This is a genomic window from Xenophilus sp. Marseille-Q4582 (assembly GCF_916700565.1).
Taxonomy (GTDB): Bacteria; Pseudomonadota; Gammaproteobacteria; order Burkholderiales; family Burkholderiaceae_C; genus Xenophilus.
In genome coordinates this window covers 492,441-515,136 of record NZ_CAKAKO010000003.1, presented here as the reverse complement: position 1 = coordinate 515,136, position 22,696 = coordinate 492,441, and the positions used below count along the sequence as shown (strand labels likewise).

Sequence of the window (22,696 nt, the reverse complement as noted above, 5' to 3'; positions counted from 1 at the left end):
CGGGCGCGGCCCGCTGCCGGGCGCGCCGCGATCGTTCCGACGGACAGCCCGCCTCGCGCGGGCTGTTTCCATTTCAGCGGGCCGCGCACAGGAAAGCCTGCGAACGCGCGGCGGGCGGGCTTCTTGCACAATGCCTCGCATGCACCACGGCGCCTCACTGATCTACACCATCGCAGCCGCCCTGGGCATGGCCCTGGTGCTGGGTTTCTTCGCCGCCCGCCTGCGGCTGCCGGCGCTGGTCGGCTACCTGCTGGCGGGCGTGATCATCGGACCCTATACGCCGGGTTTCGTGGCCGACCCCGACATCGCCGCGCAGCTGGCCGAGATCGGCGTCATGCTGCTGATGTTCGGCGTCGGGCTGCATTTCTCCCTGGACGACCTGCTGGCGGTGCGCAAGATTGCGCTGCCCGGCGCCATCGTGCAGATCGCCACGGCCACCCTGATGGGCGTGGGCCTGTCGATGTGGTGGGGCTGGTCGCTGGGTGCGGCGCTGGTCTTCGGCCTCGCATTGTCCGTGGCGAGCACGGTGGTGCTGTTGCGGGCGCTGGAGAACCTGGGCATCCTCGACACGCACACCGGCCGCATCGCCGTCGGCTGGCTGGTGGTGGAAGACCTGGCGATGGTGCTGGTGCTGGTGCTGCTGCCGCCGCTGGCCGGGCTGCTGGGCGGCCAGGCGCAGGCCGGTGACGCGGTGGACGCGGCCGACATCTGGCGCACGCTGGGCATCACGCTGTTGCAGGTGGGCGGCTTCGTGCTGCTGATGCTCGTGGTGGGGCGGCGCGTCTTTCCGTGGCTGCTGTGGCAGGTCACGCGCACGGGCTCGCGCGAGCTGTTCACGCTGTGCGTGGTGGCCGCGGCGGTGAGCATCGCCTATGCCTCCTCGGCGCTGTTCGGCGTGTCCTTCGCGCTCGGGGCCTTCTTCGCCGGCATGGTGATGCGCGAATCGGAATTCAGCCATCGCGCGGCCGAGGAGTCGCTGCCGCTGCGCGATGCCTTCGCCGTGTTGTTCTTCGTGTCGGTCGGCATGCTGTTCAACCCCAGCGTGCTGCTGGAGCGCCCGCTGCAGGTGCTGGCCGTGGTGCTCGTGATCGTGGTGGGCAAGTCCTTCGCGGCCTGCGCGCTGGTGCTGGCCTTCCGCTACCCGCTGGCGACGGCGCTCACGGTAAGCGCCAGCCTGGCGCAGATCGGCGAGTTCTCGTTCATCCTGATCGCGCTGGGGCTCAAGTACCAGATGATGCCGCCCGAGGCGCAGAGCCTGGTGCTGGCCGGCGCGCTGATCTCCATCGCCATCAACCCGCTGTGTTTTCGCGGCATCCAGCCCATCCAGGCCTGGCTGCAGAAGCACTCCGCCTTTGCCCGGCGCATGGAGGCGCGCGAGGACCCGCTGGCCGAACTGCCCATGAGCACCGAGGCCAGGTACCTGTCCAAGCAGGTGGTGCTGGTGGGCTACGGACGCGTGGGCCGGCGCATCGCGCGCGAACTGCGGGCGCGCGACATCCCCTTCGTGATCGCCGACCAGAACCGCGAGCTGATCGAGCGGCTGCGCGACAAGGGGGCCGCCGCAGTCTGGGGCGACGCAGCGGAGCCGGCGGTGCTGATCCAGGCGCACATCGCGCGCGCCCACGTGCTGGTGGTGGCCATCGCCGACGCGATGAATGTGCGGCAGATGATCGAGACCGCGCGCACCCTCAATCCGCAGATCCAGATCGTCGTGCGCAGCCACAACGAGGCCGAGGCGGAACTGCTGGCGCAGGAAAGCCAGGCGACGGTGTTCCTGGGCGAGCACGAACTGGCACAGGCCATGGTGCGCGATGTGCTCCAGCGCGCAACCCCCACGGCGCCCGCCTGACCGGCGCTGGCCGCGGGGTCAGAGATCCTCGATCACCAGCGCGCGGTAGCGCTGGGCCATGCTGGGCTTGAGGCCCTCCAGCGCCGCCATGACGGCGTCGCGCGCCGCGTCGTCGGGCGTGGGCACCAGCAGGGCGGCGTGCCCCTCGCGCGCGAGCGCCGTGAACGCGCGCACCGTGGCGGCATCCGTGCCGGGGGAGGGCAGCGGATTGTCGGCGTCCGACACCGTGGGCGCGATCTGGCTCAGCAGCGTCTCGGGCGCAATGTACTGGATGGCGTCGGCCTGGAGCGCCCCACGGTCCACGAGCTGGTCGGCCGCCCGGCGCGCCTGCTCGGGGCTTTCGAACATCAGCACGGCGTGGCCCGTGGGATAGAAGGCGCCGCCGAGGGTCGCCAGCATGTCGGAACTGATCGCGAAATTTCTCATGGAAGGCTCCTTGTTCGGCGGGCACGGCCGCGGTGCTGGTTTTGCCGCCAGCCTAGGCCTTGCGCCGCCGCCGCCGCGTAGGAAGGGCGCCGCCGTGCTTGCCCGGACGCCCGTCGGCCCCTGTAGGCCACGCATCCGGAGCCGGGAAATTTGTGTCAAATGAGTCCGAATTGGAAAATAATGTTTCTGAACGTGAATTTCTTGCTCCCTCCTCAGCCAGCACGCGCCCTACCATGGGTGCCCGACTTTTGCTGCGCGCACGACGCGTCGCTTCATGCCTCAACTGCGGAACATTGCCCTCACCGTTCAGGAACTGGAGCCCGGGGAGTTTCATTGGGTGCTCCTGGAAGCCGTGGAAGGCCTGAAGGACGACATCCTGCCGTACCAGTTGCTGGAAAGCTCCTGCGAAGGCTTCGGCAGCTATGCCGACGCTCTGGTGATGGGCGTGGCGGCCATGCGCCGGCTGTTCGGCGCGCGGGGTCCCGTGGCGGGCGTGGGGCCCCGCCTGGAATGAGGCGCCCCGGCCGATGCACGGCGCACGCGGGGATGGCGGGCCGCCCGCGCGGGAGCCGTGCCCGATGAACCGCCTGGCGCTCGTGGTGGGTGCGGCCCTGCTGGGTCTTGGCGCCGTGCTCTGGGTGGCGCAGCCGCAGACCTCCTTCGAGTGGGCGGCCTGGATCCAGGCCATCGGCGTGCTGATGGCGCTGATGTGGGGGGCCCAGCTGCAGCGCGAAGCGGCGTTGCGCAGCGGCCGGCAGGCCGATCACATCGCGGCACTGTTCGCGTCCAACATGCATTGGGTGTTCCGTGAGCTGGCCGATGCCTGCGCACATGGCAACCGGGCCGATGTCGGCGTGCATCGGCGCATCCTCGAGGAAATCCTGGCGCAGGGCCGCGAAGCCAGCCTGCAGCAGCTGGACGGCCGCGGCCTGGCCATGGTGACCAGCCTGCGCACGCTGGCCGTGGAAGCGCTGGAAGTCATGGCCGCGGCCGGGCCCGAGGCGGACTGGCCAGCGCTGCAGGCGCATTTCGAGCGACGGCTCCCCAGCATCGCCGCCTGGCTGGCCACGGCCGGCCATCCGCCCGAGCACAGCGGCCCGACCGACTACCACGGGCTGCGCACTTCGATGGGGCCGCTGGACCGGCTGCACCCCTGACGAGCCACCGGCCGGCTGTGTGCCGGCGCCGCACTGCGGCGAGTGGCCGACAATCGCGGGCGGGCCGCGCCTCGGCGGCTCGCGACGACCATGGTTCTGAATTCCTCCCCCCTTCCGGCCTTTGCCGCCGACCGCCTGTCCGTGGCGCCCATGCTGGACTGGTCGGACACCCATTGCCGCTTCTTCCACCGCCTGCTGACGCGCCGCGCGCTGCTCTACACCGAGATGGTGACCACGGGCGCCTTGCTGCATGGCGACGTGTCGCGGCATCTGCGCTTCCATGCCGAAGAGCATCCGGTGGCCCTGCAGCTGGGCGGCAGCGAGCCGGCGGACCTGGCGCGCTGCGCGCAACTGGGCGAAGCCTGGGGCTACGACGAGATCAACCTCAACTGCGGCTGCCCGAGCGAGCGCGTGCAGCGCGGCGCCTTCGGCGCCTGCCTGATGGCCGAACCGCGGCTGGTCGCCGACTGCGTGAAGGCCATGGTCGATGCGGTGCGCGTGCCCGTCACCGTCAAGCACCGCATCGGCATCGACAAGGTCGAGAGCTACGACTTCGTGCGCGATTTCGTGGGCACCGTGAGCGAGGCCGGCTGCCGCACCTTCATCGTGCATGCGCGCAACGCCTGGCTCAAGGGCCTGTCGCCCAAGGAAAACCGCGAGATCCCGCCGCTGCGCTACGCGCTCGTGCACCGGCTCAAGCACGACTTTCCGGCGCTGCGCTTCTCGCTCAACGGCGGCATCCGGCAGGACGCCCAGGTGCACGAGCACCTGCGCCTGCTCGACGGCGTGATGATCGGCCGCGAGGCCTACCACAACCCCTGGTGGCTCGCGCGCTGGGACAGCGCGTTCTTCGGCGAGGCGCCGCGTGCGCTGACGCGCGAAGAGGTTGAGCTGCAGATGTGCGAGTACATGGCGCGCGAGGCGGCCGAGCATGGCACGCCCTGGTGGAACATCGCGCGCCACATGCTGGGCCTGCGCCACGGCCTGCCCGGCGCGCGGCGCTGGCGGCAGGTGTGGAGCGACCACCGGCTGAAGGCGCGGCCGCCGCATGAAGTGATGCGGCTGGCGAGCCAGCCCGCGCCTTCGCCGGTGGACTGATCCCGCGCCGCCGGCCTGCCCGGGCGCGCCGGCCGCGGGTTTTCGTGGGCGCGCACGCCCCGGTGCTCGTCGACCGCAGTTGTGCCGGCAGGCCCGTGGGGGCGGGCGTCGTCCGGTGCCCGGCGCGCCTTGGCGCTGCCTGAGCCCTCTCCGGCGGCAGCGATGTGCGCCTGGCGCTTGACGCGGCGCCGGCGTTCAGCCGCCGGCCGCCTCCAGCCCGTGGCTGAAATGCGCCTGCATCTGCGCCATCGCCGCCTGCGGGTCGCGCGCCTCGATGGCGGCCATCACGGCGCGATGCTCGGCCAGCGATTCCTCGATGCGCCCGGCCTTGAGCAGCGAGTTGTGGCGGTTGAGCTTCATGACCTTGCGCAGGTCGGCCACCATCTGGTCGCGCCAGCGGTTGTCGGCGATGGCCAGCACGCGCATGTGGAAGCGCTCGTTGACGGCGAAGAAGTGTTCGCGGTCCACCTGGCCCGGCTGCGCGGCGGCTTCCAGTTCGGCATGCAGCGCCTTCAGCTCGGCGATCTGCGCGTCGCTCGCCCGCGCGGCCACCACGGCCACTGCGTCGCTTTCCAGCAGCGCCAGCAGGTGGTACACGTCGGCCAGGTCGCGCTCCGACACCTCGGTCACGTAGGCGCCGCGGCGCAGCTTCATCGTGACCAGCCCCTCGGCGGCCAGCACCTTCAGCGCCTCGCGCAGCGGCGTGCGGCTGATGCCGAATTCCTCGGCGATCTTGAGCTCGTCGATCCAGCTGCCCGGCTCCAGCTCGCGCCGGAAGATGCGCTGGCGCAGCAGTTCGGCCACTTCTTCGTAGAGGGCGCGGGGCGTCAGGGGGAGGGCGGACATGGACGCGACTGTACTGCAGAAAGTTGTTTGAATTAATAATTACGGATCGCGTAGACTCCCATGCAGCCGCGAGGCTCCCACCGCAGGGCCTCGCAGATCGACCCGCCGCGCCGGCCGGCGCGGCTGGCATTACCTTGAGGGCCACCCCTTCCATGAGCGCATCCGATCCCGGCTTCCAGAAAGCCACCCTCGACGACTGGCACAAGGCCGCCGCCAAGTCCGCCCCGGGCGGCGACGTGAACGCGCTGAACTGGATCACGCCCGACGGCATCGCCGTCAAGCCGCTCTACACGGCGGCCGACACGGCCGGCCTTCCGTACGCCGACACGCTGCCCGGCTTCGAGCCCTACCTGCGCGGCCCGCAGGCCACCATGTACGCGGTGCGCCCTTGGACCATCCGCCAGTACGCGGGCTTCTCCACCGCCGAGGAATCCAATGCCTTCTACCGCAAGGCGCTGGCCGCGGGCGGGCAGGGCGTGTCGGTGGCCTTCGACCTGGCCACCCACCGCGGCTACGACAGCGACCACCCGCGCGTGACCGGCGACGTGGGCAAGGCCGGCGTGGCCATCGACAGCGTGGAGGACATGAAGATCCTGTTCGACCAGATTCCGCTGGACAAGGTCAGCGTCTCCATGACCATGAACGGCGCCGTGCTGCCCGTGCTGGCGGGCTACGTGGTGGCGGCCGAAGAGCAGGGCGTGCGCCAGGACCAGCTGAGCGGAACCATCCAGAACGACATCCTCAAGGAGTTCATGGTCCGCAACACCTACATCTACCCGCCCAAGCCCTCGATGCGCATCATCGGCGACATCATCGGCTACACGGCGCGGCACATGCCGAAGTTCAACTCCATCTCGATCTCCGGCTACCACATGCAGGAGGCGGGCGCCAACCAGGCGCTGGAGCTGGCCTTCACGCTGGCCGACGGCAAGGAGTACGTGAAGACCGCCATCGCCTCGGGCCTGGACGTGGACGCCTTCGCGGGCCGCCTGTCCTTCTTCTGGGCCATCGGCATGAACTTCTACCTGGAAGTGGCCAAGATGCGCGCCGCGCGGCTGCTGTGGTGCCGCATCATGAAGGGCTTCGACGCCAAGAACCCCAAGAGCCTGATGCTGCGCACGCACTGCCAGACCAGCGGCTGGAGCCTCACGGAGCAGGACCCGTACAACAACGTGGTGCGCACCACCATCGAGGCCATGGCGGCGGTGTTCGGCGGCACGCAGTCGCTGCACACCAACGCGCTGGACGAAGCCATCGCGCTGCCCACCGAGTTCAGCGCGCGCATCGCGCGCAACACGCAGCTCATCATCCAGGAAGAGACACACATCACAAACGTGATCGACCCCTGGGCCGGCAGCTACATGATGGAGAAGCTGACCCAGGACATGGCCGACGCGGCCTGGAAGATCATCGAGGAGGTCGAGGCCATGGGCGGCATGACGGCGGCCGTGGACTCGGGCTGGGCCAAGCTCAAGATCGAGGCGGCCGCCGCCGAGAAGCAGGCGCGCATCGATTCGGGCAAGGACGTGATCGTCGGCGTCAACAAGTACAAGCTGGCCAAGGAAGACCCGGTCGACATCCTCGAGATCGACAACATGAAGGTGCGCGAGGGGCAGATTGCACGCCTGGCCAAGATCCGCGCCACGCGCGATGCCGCCGCCGTGCAGCAGGCGCTGGACGCGCTCACGGCCGCCGCCCAAAGCGGCGAGGGCAATCTGCTGGAGCTGTCCATCCAGGCCATCCGCCTGCGCGCGACGGTGGGCGAGGTCAGCGACGCGCTGGAAAAGGTCTTCGGGCGCCACCGCGCCGATACGCAGAAGGTGACCGGGGTGTACGCAGCCGCTTATGACTCGGCCGAGGGCTGGGAAAAACTCAAGGCCGAGATCGACGAATTCGCCGAAGCCGAAGGCCGGCGCCCGCGCGTGATGATCGCCAAGCTGGGGCAGGACGGCCACGACCGCGGCGCCAAGGTGGTGGCCACGGCCTTCGCCGACCTCGGCTTCGACGTGGACATGGGCCCGCTGTTCCAGACCCCCGAGGAATGCGCGCGCCAGGCCATCGAGAACGATGTGCATGCCGTGGGCGTGAGCACGCTGGCCGCCGGCCACAAGACGCTGGTGCCGGCCATCATCCAGTCGCTCAAGGACCAGGGCGCCGACGACATCATCGTGTTCGTGGGCGGCGTGATCCCGGCGCAGGATTACGACTTCCTGTACGAAGCCGGCGTGAAGGGCGTGTACGGCCCCGGCACGCCGATCCCGGCCAGCGCCAAGGACGTGCTGGAGCAGATCCGCAAGGCCGTGGCGTGAGGCCTGCGGCCCTCATCGACGGCATCACGGGCGGCCCGTCGGCCGTGCAGCGGCGCGCGATGGCCAAGGCCATCACGCTGCTGGAATCGACGCGCGCCGACCACCGCGCGCAGGGCGACGAGCTGCTGACGGCGCTGCTGCCGCGCACGGGCCAGGCCTTTCGCCTGGGCATCAGCGGCGTGCCCGGCGTCGGCAAGAGCACCTTCATCGAGGCCCTGGGCCTGCACCTGATCGGCCAGCGCCACCGCGTGGCCGTGCTGACCATCGATCCTTCTTCCACCGTCTCGGGCGGCTCCATCCTGGGCGACAAGACGCGCATGGAGCGGCTGTCGATGGATGAGCGCGCCTACATCCGGCCCAGCCCTTCCTCGGGCACGCTGGGCGGCGTGGCCGAGAAGACGCGCGAGGCCATGCTGGTGTGCGAAGCCGCGGGCTATGACGTGGTGATCGTCGAGACCGTGGGCGTGGGCCAGAGCGAGATCGCCGTGGCCGGCATGACCGACATCTTCGTGCTGCTGCAGTTGCCCAACGCGGGCGACGACCTGCAGGCCATCAAGAAGGGCGTGATGGAGATCGCCGACCTGGTGGTGATCAACAAGGCCGACCTGGACCAGGCTGCCGCCACGCGCGCCGAGGCGCAGATCACGTCGAGCCTGCGCCTGCTGGGGCTGCACGGGAACCCCGACCACGCACGCCATGACGAGGCACGCTGGCATCCGCGCGTGATGCAGCTCAGCGCATTGCGGGGTCAGGGCATCGACGCCTTCTGGCAGGCGGTGCAGGATTTCCGCCAGCTGCAGGCCGCCAATGGCCGCCTGGCCGCGCGGCGCGAGAAACAGGCCCTGGCCTGGATGTGGGAACGCATCGACGCCGGGCTCAAGCAGGCCTTCCGCCAGCATCCGCAGGTGTGCGAGCTGCTGCCCTCGCTGCAAGGCGAGGTGGCGGCCGGCCGCATCGCCGCATCCACCGCCGCGCGCCAGCTGCTGGCCGCGCAGGCCGCGCCCGTGCGCATGGCCTGACATCTTTCATCCGGACCCTCAACCCCGAGCACCATGCAAGACATCCTGGAACAGTTGGAGAAAAAGCGCGCCGCGGCGCGACTGGGCGGCGGCGAGAAGCGCATCGCGGCCCAGCATGCCAAGGGCAAGCTCACCGCGCGCGAACGGCTGGAGCTGCTGTTCGACGACGGCACCTTCGAGGAATGGGACATGTTCGTCGAGCACCGCTGCGTGGACTTCGGCATGGCCGAGCAGAAGATCCCGGGCGACGGTGTGGTGATCGGCTACGGCATGATCAACGGCCGTCTGGCCTTCGCCTTCAGCCAGGACTTCACGGTCTTCGGCGGCGCGCTCAGCGAGGCCCATGCCGAGAAGATCTGCAAGGTGATGGACCAGGCCATGAAGGTCGGGGCGCCGGTGATCGGCCTCAACGACTCGGGCGGCGCCCGCATCCAGGAAGGCGTGGCCTCGCTGGGCGGCTATGCCGACGTGTTCCAGCGCAACGTGATGGCCTCGGGCGTGGTGCCGCAGATCAGCCTGATCATGGGCCCGTGCGCCGGCGGCGCCGTGTACTCGCCGGCCATGACCGACTTCATCTTCATGGTGAAGGACTCCAGCTACATGTTCGTCACCGGCCCCGAGGTGGTGAAGACCGTGACGCACGAGAGCGTGACGGCCGAGGAGCTGGGCGGCGCCATCACGCACAGCACCAAGAGCGGCGTGGCCGACCTGGCCTTCGAGAACGACGTGGAGGCGCTGCTGATGCTGCGCCGCTTGTACAACTACCTGCCGCTCAACAACCGCGAGAAGCCGCCCGTGCGCCTGGGCAACGACGGCCTGGGCGACCCGGCCGACCGCGCCGATGCGTCGCTGGACACGCTGGTGCCTGACAACCCGAACAAGCCCTACGACATGAAGGAGCTGATCGCCAAGGTGGTGGACGACGGCGACTTCTTCGAGCTGCAGCCCGACTACGCGAAGAACATCGTCATCGGCTTCGCCCGCATGGAAGGGCAGACCGTGGGTATCGTCGCCAACCAGCCGCTGGTGCTGGCCGGCTGCCTGGACATCAAGAGCTCCATCAAGGCGGCGCGCTTCGTGCGCTTCTGCGATGCCTTCAACATCCCCGTCGTGACCTTCGTCGACGTGCCCGGCTTCATGCCTGGCACCAGCCAGGAGTACGGCGGCATCATCAAGCACGGCGCCAAGCTGCTGTACGCGTACGCCGAATGCACGGTGCCCAAGATCACCGTCATCACCCGCAAGGCCTACGGCGGCGCCTACGACGTGATGGCCTCCAAGCACCTGCGCGGCGACGTCAACCTGGCCTGGCCGCGCGCCGAGATCGCGGTGATGGGCGCCAAGGGCGCGGTGGAGATCATCTTCCGCGAGGACAAGAACGACCCCGAGAAGCTCGCTGCCCGCGAGGCCGAGTACAAGGCCCGCTTCGCCAACCCCTTCGTGGCAGGGGCGCGCGGCTACATCGACGACGTGATCCTGCCGCGCGAGACGCGCAAGCGCATCTGCCGCTCGCTGGTGATGCTGCGCGAGAAGAAGCTCGAGAACCCGTGGCGCAAGCACGGGAACATTCCGCTGTGAGCCACCGAGTGCAAGCTATGGCACGCTTCGATCCCGATAGCTACTCTGGTTTGGACAGGCTAGGCAGAGTGCCTTTGTCGGCGAGCTTTCATTTCCGAGAATTTCTCTACAGTGAACTCGCCGTGCATCACAAACTGCGCAATGTTCCTGACAAAGAACGAGTCGACTTTGCCATTGAGGCTGGCTCCAGGCTCTGTGCGTTGCTGCTGGAGCCGTTGCAGGCGCGGTTCGGCCGAATCCACGTTCGCTCAGGCTATCGGAGCAGGGCCGTGAATGCGGCAGGCGTCGGCAAGGCGAACTGCGCCTCAGATAACGATGGCTTTCACACCTGGGACCACCCGAGTGCCAAGAATGGGATGGGCGCAACTGCTTGCATCAGCATTCCCCGTGTCTCGCGTGCGATCTTTGCGGGAACGGTGCCCTACGAGGCGCTGGCGTGGTGGATCAATGATCACCTTCCCGATTGGAGCTTCGTCGAGTTCTTTGCAACAGCAGATCATTCCGACGAGGTGTGCTTCAACCTCGGATGGCACGAGATTTCGCTGAAGAAGATGGTGACACGTAGAGGTGGCCCGCAATCGTTGCTCACCCGGATGCCGCCAGCCTCAGAGCGGAAAGCCAATATTCAAACGCTGTTGGACAACTGCGCTGTCTGAAGCGCGGGCAAGAAGATCATCATGTTCAAGAAAATACTCATCGCCAACCGCGGCGAGATCGCCTGCCGCGTCATCAAGACGGCCCGCAAGATGGGCATCCTGACGGTGGCCGTGTACTCGGACGCCGACAAGGACGCGCGCCACGTGGAGCTGGCCGACGAGGCCGTGCACATCGGCGCGGCGCCCTCGCGCGAGTCCTACCTGCAGGCCGACCGCATCATCGAAGCCTGCAAGAAGACCGGCGCCGAAGCCGTGCACCCGGGCTACGGCTTCCTGTCGGAGAACGAGGCCTTCGCCAAGCGCGTGGAAGAAGAGGGCATCGCCTTCATCGGCCCCAAGCACTATTCCATCGCGGCCATGGGCGACAAGATCGCCTCCAAGAAGCTCGCCAACGAGGCCAAGGTCAACACCATCCCGGGCTGGAACGACGCCATCGAATCGGCCGAGCGCGCGGTGCAGATCGCGAAGGACATCGGCTACCCGGTGATGATCAAGGCCAGCGCCGGCGGTGGCGGCAAGGGCCTGCGCGTGGCCTTCAACGACAAGGAAGCGCTGGAAGGTTTCACGGCCTGCCAGAACGAGGCGCGCAACTCCTTCGGCGACGACCGCATCTTCATCGAAAAGTTCGTCGAACAGCCGCGCCACATCGAGATCCAGGTGCTGGGCGACGCACATGGCAACGTGATCTACCTGAACGAGCGCGAATGCTCCATCCAGCGCCGCCACCAGAAGGTCATCGAGGAGGCGCCGTCGCCCTTCATCAGCGAGGCCACGCGCAAGGCCATGGGCGAGCAGGCCGTGGCACTGGCAAAGGCCGTCAAGTACCAGAGCGCGGGCACGGTGGAGTTCGTGGTCGGCAAGAACCAGGACTTCTACTTCCTGGAGATGAACACGCGCCTGCAGGTGGAGCACCCGGTGACCGAGTGCATCACGGGGCTGGACCTGGTGGAGCAGATGATCCGCGTCGCCGCGGGCGAGAAGCTCGCGATCCGCCAGGAAGACGTGAAGCGCGAGGGCTGGTCCATCGAATGCCGCATCAACGCCGAGGACCCGTTCCGCAACTTCCTGCCCTCCACCGGCCGGCTGGTGAAGTTCCAGCCGCCGGACGAGCAACTGTCGGCCTCGCAGCCCAATGCGGCCGATGAATATGGGGTGCGCGTGGACACCGGCGTGTACGAGGGCGGCGAGATCCCGATGTACTACGACTCGATGATCGCCAAGCTGATCGTGCACGGGCGTGACCGCGCGCATGCGATCGAGCTGATGCGCGAGGCGCTCAATGGCTTCGTGATCCGCGGCATCCACAGCAACATCCCTTTCCAGGCGGCGCTGCTGGCGCATCCCAAATTCGTCGCGGGCGACTTCAACACCGGCTTCATCGCCGAACACTACGGCCAGGGCTTCCGCGCCGAAGACGTGCCGCACAGCGATCCGCAGTTCCTGGTCGCGCTGGCGGCCTACATGCACCGCCGCTTGCGCGCGCGGGCCTCGGGCATCAGCGGCCAGCTGGCCGGCCATGGCGTGAAGGTGGGCGAGCAGTTCGTGGTCGTCACCCTGGCGGCCGATGGGCGGCATGTGCACACGCCCGTTGCCGTGAGCGACTATGAGGGCCGCACCGGCACCAGCGCCGTGCAGGTGGGCGAGAAGGCCTACCGCATCGACAGCCGCTCGGCGCTCGGCAGCATCCGGGTGCAGGGCCACGTGAACGGCCAGGCCTTCACGGCCCAGGTGGAGCGTGGCGCGGGCAAGAACCCGCTGGCGCTGCGCGTGCAGCACGCAGGCACGCAGATCGAGGCCCTGGTGCTGTCGCCCCTGGGCGCGCGCCTGCATCAGCTGATGCCCTTCAAGGCCCCGCCGGACCTGAGCAAGTTCCTCATGTCGCCCATGCCCGGCCTGCTGGTCGACGTGGCCGTCAAGGAGGGGCAGCAGGTGCAGGCCGGCGAGAAGCTGGCCGTGATCGAAGCCATGAAGATGGAGAACGTGCTGTTCGCCGCGCAGGACGGCGTGGTGGGCAAGATTTCGGCCGCCAAGGGCGAGTCGCTGGCGGTGGATCAGGTGATCCTGGAGTTCGTCTGATGGACGCGAATGCGTTGTCCGTGATCCGGGTCCGCCGTCCGGCGGCCGCCGCGCCGCAGGGCCGCTGGTCGGTGGAAGCGGTGCAGGAACTGCTGGACCTGCCCTTCGACGAGCTGATGTTCCGCGCCCAGACCGTGCACCGCGCGCACTGGCCCGCGCGCGACATCGAGCTGGCCACGCTGCTGTCGGTGAAGACCGGCGGCTGCCCCGAGAACTGCGGCTACTGCCCGCAATCCGCCGAGTTCGACACCGGCGTGAAGGCGCAGAAGCTCATGAGCGTGGAGGAGGTGACGCGCGCCGCCCAGGCGGCCAAGGACGCCGGGGCTACGCGCTTTTGCATGGGCGCGGCCTGGCGCGCGCCCAAGGACCGTGACATCGAGAAAGTGGCCGAGCTGATCCAGGCCGTGAAGGGGCTGGGGATGCAGTCCTGCGCCACGCTGGGCATGCTCGAATCGCACCAGGCGCAGGCCCTGCGCGAAGCGGGCCTGGATTACTACAACCACAACCTCGACACCGCGCCCGAGTACTACGGCGACGTGGTGGACACGCGCAGCTACCAGGACCGGCTGGACACGCTGGCGCATGTGCGCGCAGCCGGCATCCGCGTGTGCTGCGGCGGCATCGTGGGCATGGGCGAGGCGCCGGTGCACCGCGCAGGCCTCCTGGCCCAGCTGGCCAACCTCGATCCGTACCCCGAGTCGGTGCCCATCAACAGCCTGGTGCGCGTGCCCGGCACGCCGCTGGCGGACAGCGAGCCGATCGATCCGCTGGACTTCGTGCGCGTGATCGCCGTGGCGCGCATCCTGATGCCCCAGGCGCGCGTGCGCCTGTCGGCGGGCCGCCAGCAACTGGGCGAGCCGGTGCAGGCGCTGTGCTTCCTGGCCGGCGCCAACTCCATCTTCTACGGCGACAAGCTGCTGGTGACGGGCAATCCCGACGCCGACGCCGACCGGCGCCTGCTCGACAAGCTGGGCTACGGCACGCGGCAGGTGCAGGTGACGCAGCACGAACACGGAGCGCACGCATGAACACGGCGATGAACCCCACGCGGCCCTTCAAGGTGCTGGGCATCCAGCAGATCGCCATCGGTGCGCTGGACAAGCACAAGCTCAAGACGCTCTGGGTGGACATGCTGGGCCTGGCCGTGACGGGCACCTTCCAGAGCGAGCGCGAGAACGTCGACGAGGACATCTGCGCGATCGGCGAAGGCCCGTTCAAGGTCGAGGTGGACCTGATGCAGCCGCTGGACCCGGAGAAGAAGCCGGCGGTGCACGCCACGCCGCTCAACCATGTCGGCCTGTGGATCGACGACCTGCCGCAGGCAGTGAACTGGCTCAGCGCGCAGGGCGTGCGCTTCGCGCCCGGCGGCATCCGCCGCGGCGCGGCAGGCTTCGACATCTGCTTCCTGCACCCCAAGGGCAACGAGGCGTTCCCGATCAGTGGCGAAGGGGTGCTGATCGAGCTGGTGCAGGCGCCGCCCGAGGTGGTGAAGGCCTTCGCGGCCCTGGCGGCTGCCCCGGGCGGCTGACGCTCGCCCGTCAGGCGCCCTGGCGCGCCTGGGCCGCGGCGCGCGCGCGGGCCAGCGCGGCTTCCACCACGCTGCGCTTGCGGGCCGCCTGTTGCGTGGCGGCGTCCTCGGTCGCGGCGGCGTCGACCGGCGCGGCGGGCTGCCGGCCCGGGCTTGGGGGCGCCTGCCGCCGCGCGCGGTGGGCGGCGTAGCGCGCGCGGGCCGCCTCGGCCTGCGGTGCGGACCAGGCTTGCCAGCCCGTGCGGCCGGGCGCGGCGTCTTCGAAGGCGATGCAATCCACGGGGCAGGCGGGCAGGCACAGCTCGCAGCCCGTGCACTGCGCGGCGATGACCGTGTGCATGTGCTTGTTGACGCCGAGGATGGCGTCCGTGGGGCAGGCGTCCAGGCAGCGCGTGCAGCCGATGCACCAGGCTTCGTCGATCACGGCCAGCAGGCGCGGGCCTTCGGTGCCGAAGGCCGGGTTCAGCGTGCGCGCGGCAGCGCCCGTGAGCGCGGCCAGCCGACGCACGCCTTCATCGCCGCCGGGCGGGCACTGGTCGATGCCGGCTTCGCCGCGTTCGATGGCTTCGGCATAGCCTGCGCAGTCCGGGTAGCCGCAGCGGGTGCACTGCGTCTGGGGCAGGGCATCGAGCAGGCGGTCGGCAAGGCGGGTCATGCGGGCAAGTATGCCGCGCCCGGCCTGGCCAGGCCGGCGCGGCGGAATCGTAGGCCGGAAAAGCACCGGCGCCCGCGATGGGGGCGCCGGCAGGGGCGCAGCGCGGATCAGGCGCGCTTGGCGGGCGCGCGGCTGGCGGCGGCTGTCTTGCGCGGCGCGGCCACGGCCGTGCGCTTGCGTACCGCCAGCGCCCCGCCGGCAGGGGCGGCGTCCTCGGCCGCCAGGGCCAGTTCTTCGCGCGCGGCGCGCGCCGGGCGCTGGTCGTTCGCGGCGATGAAGTCGCGCACGCGCGGGTACACCTGCTCGCGCCAGCGGCGGCCGCTGAAGATGCCGTAGTGGCCGGCGCCCTTGACCTCGAAGTGCTGGCCGTTCTCGATGCCCGTGCACAGGTCGTGCGCGGCCTGGGTCTGGCCGGAGCCGGAGATGTCGTCCAGTTCGCCTTCAATGGTCAGCAGGGCCGAGTTCCGGATGTCCTGCGGCCGCACGCGCTCCACTTCGCCGCTGGGACTCTTCACGTCCCAGGTGCCGTTGACGAGGTCGAATTCCTGGAACACGGTGCGGATGGTCTCGAGGTAGTAGTCCGCGTCCATGTCGAGCACGGCGTTGTACTCGTCGTAGAACTTGCGGTGCGCCTCGGCGCTGGCGTCATCGCCCTTGATCAGGTCCTTGAAATAGTCCCAGTGGCTGTTCGCGTGGCGGTCGGGGTTCATGGCCACGAAACCCGTGTACTGGAGGAAGCCCGGGTACACGCGGCGGCCTTCGCCCGGGAAGCCCTGCGGCACCCGGTAGATCACGTTGTTCTCGAACCACTCGAAGCTCTTGTTGGTCGCCAGGTTGTTCACCGAGGTGGGCGAGCGGCGCGCGTCGATGGGGCCGCCCATCATGGTCATGGACAGCGGCAGCGTCTCGCCGCGGCTGGCCATCAGCGAAATGGCCGCCAGCACCGGCACGGTGGGCTGGCACACGCTCATCACGTGGCAGTTGCCGTACTCCGCCTGCAGGTGGCGGATGAAGTCCTGCACGTAGTGGATGTAGTCGTCCAGGTGGAATTCGCCCTCGGACAGCGGCACGAGGCGGGCGTTCTTCCAGTCGGTGATGTAGACCTTGTGGCCCTGCAGCATGGTGCGCACGGTGTCGCGCAGCAGCGTGGCGTAGTGGCCCGACAGCGGGGCCACGATGAGCACCACGGGCTGGCTCTTGAGCGTGGCCAGGGTGCCGACGTCGTCGGTGAAGCGCTTGAAGCGGCGCAGCTGGCAGAACGGCTTCTCGAGCGCGATGACCTCGAGGATCACCACGTCGGTCCCGTCCACCTGCACGGTCTTGATCTCGAATTCGGGCTTCTCGTAGTCCTTGCCCAGGCGGTAGAGCAGATCGTAGCCCGCGGCCACGCGCTGGGCCATCGGCAGCTGGCTGAACACGGCGCCCGAGGAAAAGAGCTTGGATGCGGCCTGGGCGAAATCCGCGAAGGGCTCCATCAGGGAGCGCTGGGTTTCATAGAGTTGGTACAGCATCGCAGGTGGGGCGGGTGGTTTCGCTGCAGTGCAATATATCAGCGCGGGGCGGCGCGCGCAGGGCGCGAAGCCGCTGCCGGGTGCGAAGAACCGCACGGCAGGCGCACCGAAGATGTGACGAAAGTCACGTTTGAGACGGCGCCGCGGGCCGCGGCCCCGAAGCCGGCGGGCCCGCATGGGTGCCCACCGCCCCCGTCAGGCCGCACGCGCCGGCCTATTGGGGAGCAATACCAGCGCGATGCGCCAGCGCCAGGTAGCGCGCGATTTCCGTGTCGATCAGCGTGCGGAAAGCGGCCGCTTCGATCACCACCGGCTCCATGCCCTGGGTGCGCAGCTGCTTTTGCAGGGCGGGGTCCGCCATCACGGCCTTCACTTCGGTGGCCAGGCGCTGCACCACGGGCGCGGGCGTGCCGCCGGGCGCGGCAAAGCCGTACCACGCGTCGAAGGTGGCGTCGGGCAGCTTCAGCTCGGCCATCGTCTTCACCTCGGGCAGCAGGCTGGAGCGGCTGGGACCCACGATGCCCAGTGCGCGCAGCTTGCCGGCCTGGATGTGCGGCGCCGCGGCGGCCACGGTGTCGATGCCCATCTCGATCTCGCCCGAAATCACGGCCATCGTGGCCTGGGCGCTGCCGCGGTAGGGCACTTCCTGCAGCTTGACGCCCGCGGCCAGCGCGAACAGCTCGCCGGCCAGGTGCGGGCCCGAACCGCTGCCGAAGCTGGCATAGCGGATGGATTGCGGCCTGGCCTTGGCGGCGGCCACCAGGGCATCGACGCTCGCATACGGGGCGTCGCCCTTCACGACGAGCACCAGGGGCGTGCGTGCCACCACGGCGATGGGCGCCAGGTCCTTGACCGGGTCGTAGGGCAGCTTGGCGCGCAGCGCCGGGTTGACGGTGTAGCTGGTGGAGCCCGAGAGCAGCAGCGTGTAGCCGTCGGCCGGGGCCTTGGCCACGGCGTCGGTGCCGATGAGGGTGGCGGCGCCCGGCTTGTTGTCGATCACGATCGCCTGCTTGAGCCGCTCCGACAGCTTCTGGCCCAGGGCGCGGGCCACCAGGTCGGTGCCGCCGCCGGGCGGGAAGGGCACGACCAGCTTGATCGGCTTGGCGGGCCAGGGCTCCTGGGCGTGCAGCGCGCTGACGGGCGCGAGGCCGGCGGCCGACAGGGCCAGTGCGAGGCAGAGCGCGCGGCGGCGCGTGCGAGCGGGGGTCTTCATGGGGTTCCTTGGAAAGCGAAAGGGTGGGGATGAGGAGCGGCGGGCGGGTGCATGAGCTCAGGCCGGTGCGCCGGCCTTCAGCGCGCCGGCCTGCCAGGGGGCCTGGCCGGGCTCGCCGAGGTCCCAGTACAGGCCGGCCATGATCTGCAGGCCTTCGCGCGCGACGGAGGCCAGCAGGTGCTCGTTGGGTGCGTGCTGCGCGCAGGCCGGGTAGGAATGCGGCACCCACAAGGTGGGCAGGCCCAGCAGGCCGGCGAAGATCTCGTTGGGCAGCGAGCCCGCCAGGTTGGGCAGCAGGTCGGCGCGCTGGCCGCAGCTGCGCGCGATGGACTGGAGCGCCCAGCTCACCCACGGGTTGTCCAGCGGCAGGCGCGTGGCAGCGCCTGTGAGCGTCACGGCCACCTCGATGTCCTCGAAGCCGCATTCGTCCAGATGCGCGCGAACGATTTCCTTGAGCTGCTGCCAGGGTGTGCCGACCACGAAGCGCAGCTGGCAATGCGCCACGGCCTGCGGCGGAATGGCGCCCACGGGGCGTTGCGGGTTGCCGGCGCCCAGGGCCAGCACTTCCAGCGTGTTCCAGCCGACCAGGCGTTCGGCCGCCGTCAGGCCGGGCTCGCCCCAGCCGTCGTCCAGGGCCGGGTCGTCCGGGCCGCCGCCGATTTGCAGGGTGCGCAGCGCGGCGCGCAGCGGCTCGTCCAATGCCGGCGGCCGCAGGTCTTCGACCCGGATGCGGCCGCGCGCGTCGACCAGCGTGCCCAGCGCATGCGCGAGTCGTGTGGCCGGGTTGACCAGCACGCCGCCCCAGTTGCCCGAGTGGTAGCCGCGCGGGCGGCTGTTCAGTGTCAGGGTGAAGTTGACGGCGCCGCGCGAACCCAGGAACAGCGTGGGCCGGCCGGCCTGCACGCGCGGGCCGTCGCTGGCGATGAACAGGTCGGCGCGCAGGGCCTCGCGCTCCTGCGCGCAGACGGCGGCCAGGCCGGGCGAGGCGGCTTCCTCGCCGGTCTCGATGAGCCAGCAGAGGTTGTAGCCCAGCCGGCCGCCGCGCGCGGCCAGCACCGCCTCCAGCGCACCCAGGGCGATGGTGTGCTGGCCCTTGTTGTCGGCCGTGCCGCGGCCGTACAGGCGGTCGCCTTCCGCGCGCAACTGCCACGGGTCCAAGCCCTCGCGCCACTGGCCTTCCTGGCCGCTCACGACGTCGCCATGGCCGTAGCTCAGCACGGTAGGCAGGGCCGGGTCCTCCTCGCGGCGCGCGATCAGGAAGGGGCCGCCGCGCGGATCGGGGTTGGGCACGATGCGGCAATCGAAGCCTTGGGCCGCCAGGCGCGGCATCAGCTCGTCGCTCAGGTAGGCCGCGAGCGCGGGCGGCACACCGCCGGTGTCGCTTTCGGTGCGCAGGGCCACGCGGCGTTGCAGGTCGGTGAAGAAGCGGCCGTCGTCGAAGTAGGCGGTGGCGTTTTCAAGGGCGTGGGATCGGCTCATGGGCGAGGTCGTGTCTGGTCGTCGGCAGGCTCGCAAGTAAAAGGCCAGATGAGCATTGCTTCCAGTACCGAATTGGCAAGCTACCATTGCCTTGAAGGCAAAAGTCGCTGCACATGGCCATTCCGCTCCTGAGCATTCCCCTGCGCCATTTCCTGGAGGTGGCGCGCAGCGGCTCCGTGAGCCAGGCGGCTGCGCGCCTGTATGTGGCGCCGTCGGCGATCAGCCGGCAGATCACGCGGCTGGAGGAATCGCTGGGCACGCCGCTGTTCGAGCGGCAGGCTCGCGGCATGGCGCTCACGGCGGCCGGGCAGCGGCTGGCCGGGCACCTGGGCACGGCCGTGCTCGATGCCGAGCAGGTCATCGAGCAGGTGCGCGCACTGGGCGCGCAGCAGGCGGGCCGCGTGCGCATGGCCTGCACCGAGGGCTTCGCCACCCATTTCATGCCGGCGCTGATGCGCAGCTTCCAGGACGCCCACGCCGGCAGCCGCATCGAACTGCAGGTGGATTCGCCCGAGCAGGTGAGCCAACTGCTGATGCGCGGCGAGGCCGACCTCGCGCTCAAGTACACCGTGGCGCCCGAGCCCGGCCTGCGCGTGCTGCACGATGCGCAGGCGCCGGTCTATGCCGTGATGCAGCCCGACCATCCGCTGGCCCGCCAGCGCGTGGTGCAGGTGGCTGAGGTGGCGCGCTATCCGCTGTCGCTGGGCGGGCGCGGCGTGACCACGCGGCAGCTCTTCGACCTGGCCTGCAGCGCGCAGGGCGTGCAGTACCAGCCGCATTTCGTCAGCAACTTCTCGGGGGTGCTGTTGCCGCTGCTGCGTACGCCGGGCCTGCTGCTGTCGGGGCACCTCACGGTGCTGCACCTGATCGAAGGCGGCGAGGTAGTGGCGCGGCCTTTTGCCGACGCGGTGCTGCAGCAGCGCCGGCTGCAGGTGCTGGCGCTGGACGGCCGCACGCTGCCGCCGCTGGCGCAGGCCTTCGTGGCGCACCTGGTGCGGGCCATCGCGGGCGCCGCACGGCGCCGGCTGGGGCGGGCGAGGCGTTCGGCGCCGGGCTCAGCGGACTGACCCGTCGTCGGCCGGGCCCGGCGGGCGGTGGCGGAAGGGGTTGCGCGCCGCGAGGTCGTCCATGTAGTGCGCGATGCCCGCGCCTTCGCGCTGCAGAAAGCGCTCCACCGCATCGGCGAAGCCGGGGTGCGCGAGCCAGTGGGCGCTGTGCGTGGCCACGGGCATCAGCGCGCGGGCCATCTTGTGCTCGCCCTGCGCGCCGCCTTCGAAGCGCCGGAAGCCATGGGCGAGGCACCAGGCGAGCGGCTGGTAGTAGCACGCCTCGAAATGCAGGCAGTCCACGCGTTCCAGCGCGCCCCAGTAGCGGCCGTAGGCCACCGGAGTGCCGTCCGCGTCGGCGCCCAGCGCAATCAGGCTGCTGGCGATGGGCCGGCCGCCGCGCTCGGCGATGAAAAGCAGCCACGACTCGGGCTGCTGCTGCGCCTGCAGGCGGAAGAACTCGCGCGAGAGGTAGGGCGGGTTGCCGTGCTCGCGGTAGGTGCGGGCGTAGCAGCGGTAGAAGAAGTCCCAGTCCGCCGGCGCGATGCCGGCGCCGCGCGCCCAGCGAAAGCGCACGCCGGCCTCGGCCACCTTGCGGCGTTCCTGGCGGATCTTCTTGCGCTTTTCCTGCGACAGGCTGGCCAGGAAGGCCTCGAAGTCGGGCCAGGCGCCGAACGTGTCGGCGCCTGGCGGCGCCTCGTTGTTCCAGTGGAACTGAACCGTTTGTCGGCGCATCAGGCCCGCCTGCTCGCAGGCGGCCATGTCCTCGTCGCTGCCGAACAGCACATGCAGCGACGACAGCGCCATCTGCCCGCACCACTGCAGCAAGCCCTGCGCCAGCCGCGCGCGGCTGGCGGCGTCGCGCGCCAGCAGGCGCGAGCCCGGCACGGGCGTGAAGGGCACGGCCACCACCGCCTTGGGGTAGTAACTCAGTCCATGCTGTTCATAGGCGTTGGCCCAGGCCCAGTCGAACACGTATTCGCCGTAGGAGTGGTTCTTGACGTAGAGCGGGCAGGCGGCCGTGAGCAAGCCGTCCTCATGCAGCGTGGCGAAGGCCGCGGCCCAGCCGGTGTCGGGCGTGGCGCTGCCGCTGGCCTGCAGCGCGGCCAGGTAGGCGTGGCGCATGAAAGGCGTGGGCAGCGACTGCTGCGCGAGCAGCGCGTCCCAGGCGGCGGCGTCCAGGTCCGCCAGCTCGGTATGCAGGCGCAGCACTGCGCCTTCGCTCGCGTCATCGCGCACTGGAGTACCTTCGCCTTCGGCTGCGGCGCGAGCACCTTGGGGCGGCCCGGCGGTGCTCATGCGCGCCGCTGCCCCAGGTGTTCGGCGATCCAGATGCCGCCCAGCACCAGCGCCAGCGCCACGCCGTGGTACAGCGACAGGGGTTCGCCCAGCACCCCCACGGCCAGCAGCGGCCCGAAGATGGGCGTGAGGTTCAGGTACACGCCCGCGCGCGCCGGGCCGATCAGCGCCACGGCCTGGATGAAGGTGATCTGTGACACGAAGGAGGGCAGCAGGCCCACGAACAGCATGATCAGCCAGCCCGTGGGCGTGGGCGCGAAGAACTCGCCGCGCGCCACCTCCACGGCCAGCAGCGGCAGCGACGCGAGGGAAGCCACGGCCGCCAGCGCGGCGAAGAACACGATGGGCGGCACGGCCGGGCGCCGGCGCAGGCCCAGCATGTAGCCGGCATAGAGCAGCGAGGCGATCAGGATCCAGACGTCGCCCACATTGAAGCCCAGCCCCGTGAGCACCGCGAGATCGCCGCGCGAGGCCACCACCCCGATGCCGGCCAGCGTGATGCCCACGCCCAGCATCTGCAGCGGCGTGGCGCGCAGGCCCGCGAACAGGAAGCCGCCCAGCAGCACCAGCACCGGGATGGTGCCCTGGATGATGGCGATGTTGATGGCCGTGGTGTGGTGCGCCGCGGTGTAGAACAGGGCGTTGAAGGCCGTGAACCCGGCCGTGCCCATGACGGCCAGGTAGCGCCAGTGCGGGCGCAGGCTGCGCCAATGCGTGGCGATGTCGCGCCGCGCGCTGAACCACAGGGCCACGCAGCAGATGCTCCAGCGCGCGGTGGTCAGCATCATGGGCGAGATCTCGCCCACGGCCAGCCGGGCCGCGACGGCGTTGCAGCCCCAGATCAGCGTGGTGAGGATCAGCAGCAGCGGCGCCTGGTGGTTGAACCAGCGCCAGGCCTGGCCCCAGCGGGTGGCGGCGGCGGGAGACGGTTGGAGCGGCATGGAAAAGCGA

General features: G+C 69.8%; 20 protein-coding genes. 12 read left to right on the top strand and 8 right to left on the bottom strand.

Annotation, left to right across the window (positions count from 1 at the left end; all coding sequences use genetic code 11):
* The first annotated feature begins 139 nt into the window (after nucleotides 1-139).
* On the top strand, nucleotides 140-1,849 hold the full coding sequence (ybaL, locus tag LG388_RS12910; protein ID WP_225783135.1) for a YbaL family putative K(+) efflux transporter: 1,710 nt from the start codon (nucleotides 140-142) through the stop codon (nucleotides 1,847-1,849).
* A gap of 18 nt (nucleotides 1,850-1,867) precedes the next feature.
* On the opposite strand, the gene LG388_RS12905 is transcribed toward ybaL, so the two are convergent.
* Nucleotides 1,868-2,275, bottom strand: coding sequence for a hypothetical protein (locus LG388_RS12905; RefSeq protein ID WP_225783134.1), 408 nt, complete (start codon nucleotides 2,273-2,275; stop codon nucleotides 1,868-1,870).
* Between the two features lie 274 nt (nucleotides 2,276-2,549).
* Between LG388_RS12905 and LG388_RS12900 the strand changes: the two genes are divergently transcribed.
* The 3 genes from LG388_RS12900 to dusA all read left to right on the top strand — a co-directional run bounded on the left by LG388_RS12900 (nucleotide 2,550) and on the right by dusA (nucleotide 4,530).
* The gene (locus LG388_RS12900) at nucleotides 2,550-2,789 is read left to right on the top strand and encodes a hypothetical protein (protein ID WP_225783133.1); all 240 of its coding nucleotides are present in this window, start codon (nucleotides 2,550-2,552) and stop codon (nucleotides 2,787-2,789) included.
* 64 nt (nucleotides 2,790-2,853) lie between these two features.
* A complete protein-coding gene (locus LG388_RS12895; RefSeq protein WP_225783132.1) occupies nucleotides 2,854-3,432 on the top strand; it encodes a hypothetical protein in 579 nt (192 codons plus the stop codon).
* A gap of 90 nt (nucleotides 3,433-3,522) precedes the next feature.
* On the top strand, nucleotides 3,523-4,530 hold the full coding sequence (gene dusA, locus LG388_RS12890) for a tRNA dihydrouridine(20/20a) synthase DusA (protein WP_225783131.1): 1,008 nt from the start codon (nucleotides 3,523-3,525) through the stop codon (nucleotides 4,528-4,530).
* A 195-nt stretch (nucleotides 4,531-4,725) separates the two neighbouring features.
* Here dusA and LG388_RS12885 read toward each other — a convergent pair whose 3' ends face one another.
* Nucleotides 4,726-5,376, bottom strand: a complete 651-nt coding sequence (locus tag LG388_RS12885) for a GntR family transcriptional regulator (RefSeq protein WP_225783130.1) — start codon at nucleotides 5,374-5,376, stop codon at nucleotides 4,726-4,728.
* 152 nt (nucleotides 5,377-5,528) lie between these two features.
* Between LG388_RS12885 and scpA the strand changes: the two genes are divergently transcribed.
* The 7 genes from scpA to LG388_RS12850 are packed head-to-tail and all read left to right on the top strand — an operon-like array spanning nucleotide 5,529 to nucleotide 14,542.
* Nucleotides 5,529-7,685 carry a methylmalonyl-CoA mutase gene (scpA, locus tag LG388_RS12880; protein ID WP_225783129.1) on the top strand — a complete coding sequence of 719 codons (2,157 nt, stop codon included), beginning with the start codon at nucleotides 5,529-5,531 and terminating at the stop codon, nucleotides 7,683-7,685.
* Nucleotides 7,682-8,704: a methylmalonyl Co-A mutase-associated GTPase MeaB gene (gene meaB / locus LG388_RS12875; protein ID WP_225783128.1), complete on the top strand. Its 1,023-nt coding sequence runs from the start codon at nucleotides 7,682-7,684 to the stop codon at nucleotides 8,702-8,704. Before scpA ends, meaB begins: the two co-directional genes overlap by 4 nt.
* Nucleotides 8,705-8,737: 33 nt before the next feature.
* Nucleotides 8,738-10,282, top strand: a complete 1,545-nt coding sequence (locus LG388_RS12870) for an acyl-CoA carboxylase subunit beta (RefSeq protein ID WP_225783127.1) — start codon at nucleotides 8,738-8,740, stop codon at nucleotides 10,280-10,282.
* Between the two features lie 17 nt (nucleotides 10,283-10,299).
* Complete coding sequence (locus tag LG388_RS12865) at nucleotides 10,300-10,938, top strand: hypothetical protein (RefSeq protein WP_225783126.1); 639 nt, start codon at nucleotides 10,300-10,302, stop codon at nucleotides 10,936-10,938.
* A 21-nt stretch (nucleotides 10,939-10,959) separates the two neighbouring features.
* Complete coding sequence (gene accC, locus LG388_RS12860; protein ID WP_225783125.1) at nucleotides 10,960-13,014, top strand: acetyl-CoA carboxylase biotin carboxylase subunit; 2,055 nt, start codon at nucleotides 10,960-10,962, stop codon at nucleotides 13,012-13,014.
* The gene (gene bioB / locus LG388_RS12855) at nucleotides 13,014-14,042 is read left to right on the top strand and encodes a biotin synthase BioB (protein WP_225783124.1); all 1,029 of its coding nucleotides are present in this window, start codon (nucleotides 13,014-13,016) and stop codon (nucleotides 14,040-14,042) included. The genes accC and bioB overlap by 1 nt, the downstream gene beginning before the upstream one ends.
* Complete coding sequence (locus tag LG388_RS12850) at nucleotides 14,039-14,542, top strand: VOC family protein (protein ID WP_225783123.1); 504 nt, start codon at nucleotides 14,039-14,041, stop codon at nucleotides 14,540-14,542. Before bioB ends, LG388_RS12850 begins: the two co-directional genes overlap by 4 nt.
* Nucleotides 14,543-14,552: 10 nt before the next feature.
* On the opposite strand, the gene LG388_RS12845 is transcribed toward LG388_RS12850, so the two are convergent.
* The 4 genes from LG388_RS12845 to LG388_RS12830 form a co-directional block, all read right to left on the bottom strand.
* Entirely contained in the window at nucleotides 14,553-15,197 is a 645-nt protein-coding gene (locus LG388_RS12845) for an RnfABCDGE type electron transport complex subunit B (RefSeq protein ID WP_225783122.1), read from the bottom strand.
* Between the two features lie 107 nt (nucleotides 15,198-15,304).
* On the bottom strand, nucleotides 15,305-16,708 hold the full coding sequence (locus LG388_RS12840; protein WP_225783121.1) for a polyhydroxyalkanoate depolymerase: 1,404 nt from the start codon (nucleotides 16,706-16,708) through the stop codon (nucleotides 15,305-15,307).
* A 214-nt stretch (nucleotides 16,709-16,922) separates the two neighbouring features.
* Entirely contained in the window at nucleotides 16,923-17,921 is a 999-nt protein-coding gene (locus LG388_RS12835) for a tripartite tricarboxylate transporter substrate binding protein (RefSeq protein ID WP_225783120.1), read from the bottom strand.
* A 57-nt stretch (nucleotides 17,922-17,978) separates the two neighbouring features.
* On the bottom strand, nucleotides 17,979-19,400 hold the full coding sequence (locus LG388_RS12830; protein ID WP_225783119.1) for a M20 family metallopeptidase: 1,422 nt from the start codon (nucleotides 19,398-19,400) through the stop codon (nucleotides 17,979-17,981).
* A 113-nt stretch (nucleotides 19,401-19,513) separates the two neighbouring features.
* On the opposite strand from LG388_RS12830, the gene LG388_RS12825 reads away from it, so the two are divergent.
* Nucleotides 19,514-20,467: a LysR family transcriptional regulator gene (locus LG388_RS12825; protein WP_225783118.1), complete on the top strand. Its 954-nt coding sequence runs from the start codon at nucleotides 19,514-19,516 to the stop codon at nucleotides 20,465-20,467.
* Here the strand turns inward: LG388_RS12825 and LG388_RS12820 are convergent.
* Entirely contained in the window at nucleotides 20,456-21,745 is a 1,290-nt protein-coding gene (locus tag LG388_RS12820; protein ID WP_225783117.1) for a GNAT family N-acetyltransferase, read from the bottom strand. The genes LG388_RS12825 and LG388_RS12820 overlap by 12 nt on opposite strands.
* Nucleotides 21,742-22,686, bottom strand: a complete 945-nt coding sequence (locus LG388_RS12815) for a DMT family transporter (protein WP_225783116.1) — start codon at nucleotides 22,684-22,686, stop codon at nucleotides 21,742-21,744. The genes LG388_RS12820 and LG388_RS12815 overlap by 4 nt, the downstream gene beginning before the upstream one ends.
* Nucleotides 22,687-22,696 lie beyond the last annotated feature (10 nt).

Bases quoted from the DNA above. Each gene is read 5' to 3' on its own strand.
- LG388_RS12895 (WP_225783132.1), top strand. From the start codon at position 2,854: ATGAACCGCCTGGCGCTCGTGGTGGGTGCGGCCCTGCTGGGTCTTGGC.
- dusA (WP_225783131.1), top strand. From the start codon at position 3,523: ATGGTTCTGAATTCCTCCCCCCTTCCGGCCTTTGCCGCCGACCGCCTG.
- ybaL (WP_225783135.1), top strand. From the start codon at position 140: ATGCACCACGGCGCCTCACTGATCTACACCATCGCAGCCGCCCTGGGC.
- LG388_RS12825 (WP_225783118.1), top strand. From the start codon at position 19,514: ATGGCCATTCCGCTCCTGAGCATTCCCCTGCGCCATTTCCTGGAGGTG.
- scpA (WP_225783129.1), top strand. From the start codon at position 5,529: ATGAGCGCATCCGATCCCGGCTTCCAGAAAGCCACCCTCGACGACTGG.
- LG388_RS12850 (WP_225783123.1), top strand. From the start codon at position 14,039: ATGAACACGGCGATGAACCCCACGCGGCCCTTCAAGGTGCTGGGCATC.
- accC (WP_225783125.1), top strand. From the start codon at position 10,960: ATGTTCAAGAAAATACTCATCGCCAACCGCGGCGAGATCGCCTGCCGC.
- LG388_RS12905 (WP_225783134.1), bottom strand. From the start codon at position 2,275: ATGAGAAATTTCGCGATCAGTTCCGACATGCTGGCGACCCTCGGCGGC.
- LG388_RS12815 (WP_225783116.1), bottom strand. From the start codon at position 22,686: ATGCCGCTCCAACCGTCTCCCGCCGCCGCCACCCGCTGGGGCCAGGCC.
- LG388_RS12845 (WP_225783122.1), bottom strand. From the start codon at position 15,197: ATGACCCGCCTTGCCGACCGCCTGCTCGATGCCCTGCCCCAGACGCAG.
- LG388_RS12865 (WP_225783126.1), top strand. From the start codon at position 10,300: ATGGCACGCTTCGATCCCGATAGCTACTCTGGTTTGGACAGGCTAGGC.
- LG388_RS12840 (WP_225783121.1), bottom strand. From the start codon at position 16,708: ATGCTGTACCAACTCTATGAAACCCAGCGCTCCCTGATGGAGCCCTTC.
- LG388_RS12900 (WP_225783133.1), top strand. From the start codon at position 2,550: ATGCCTCAACTGCGGAACATTGCCCTCACCGTTCAGGAACTGGAGCCC.
- LG388_RS12830 (WP_225783119.1), bottom strand. From the start codon at position 19,400: ATGAGCCGATCCCACGCCCTTGAAAACGCCACCGCCTACTTCGACGAC.
- bioB (WP_225783124.1), top strand. From the start codon at position 13,014: ATGGACGCGAATGCGTTGTCCGTGATCCGGGTCCGCCGTCCGGCGGCC.
- LG388_RS12870 (WP_225783127.1), top strand. From the start codon at position 8,738: ATGCAAGACATCCTGGAACAGTTGGAGAAAAAGCGCGCCGCGGCGCGA.
- LG388_RS12835 (WP_225783120.1), bottom strand. From the start codon at position 17,921: ATGAAGACCCCCGCTCGCACGCGCCGCCGCGCGCTCTGCCTCGCACTG.
- LG388_RS12885 (WP_225783130.1), bottom strand. From the start codon at position 5,376: ATGTCCGCCCTCCCCCTGACGCCCCGCGCCCTCTACGAAGAAGTGGCC.
- LG388_RS12820 (WP_225783117.1), bottom strand. From the start codon at position 21,745: ATGAGCACCGCCGGGCCGCCCCAAGGTGCTCGCGCCGCAGCCGAAGGC.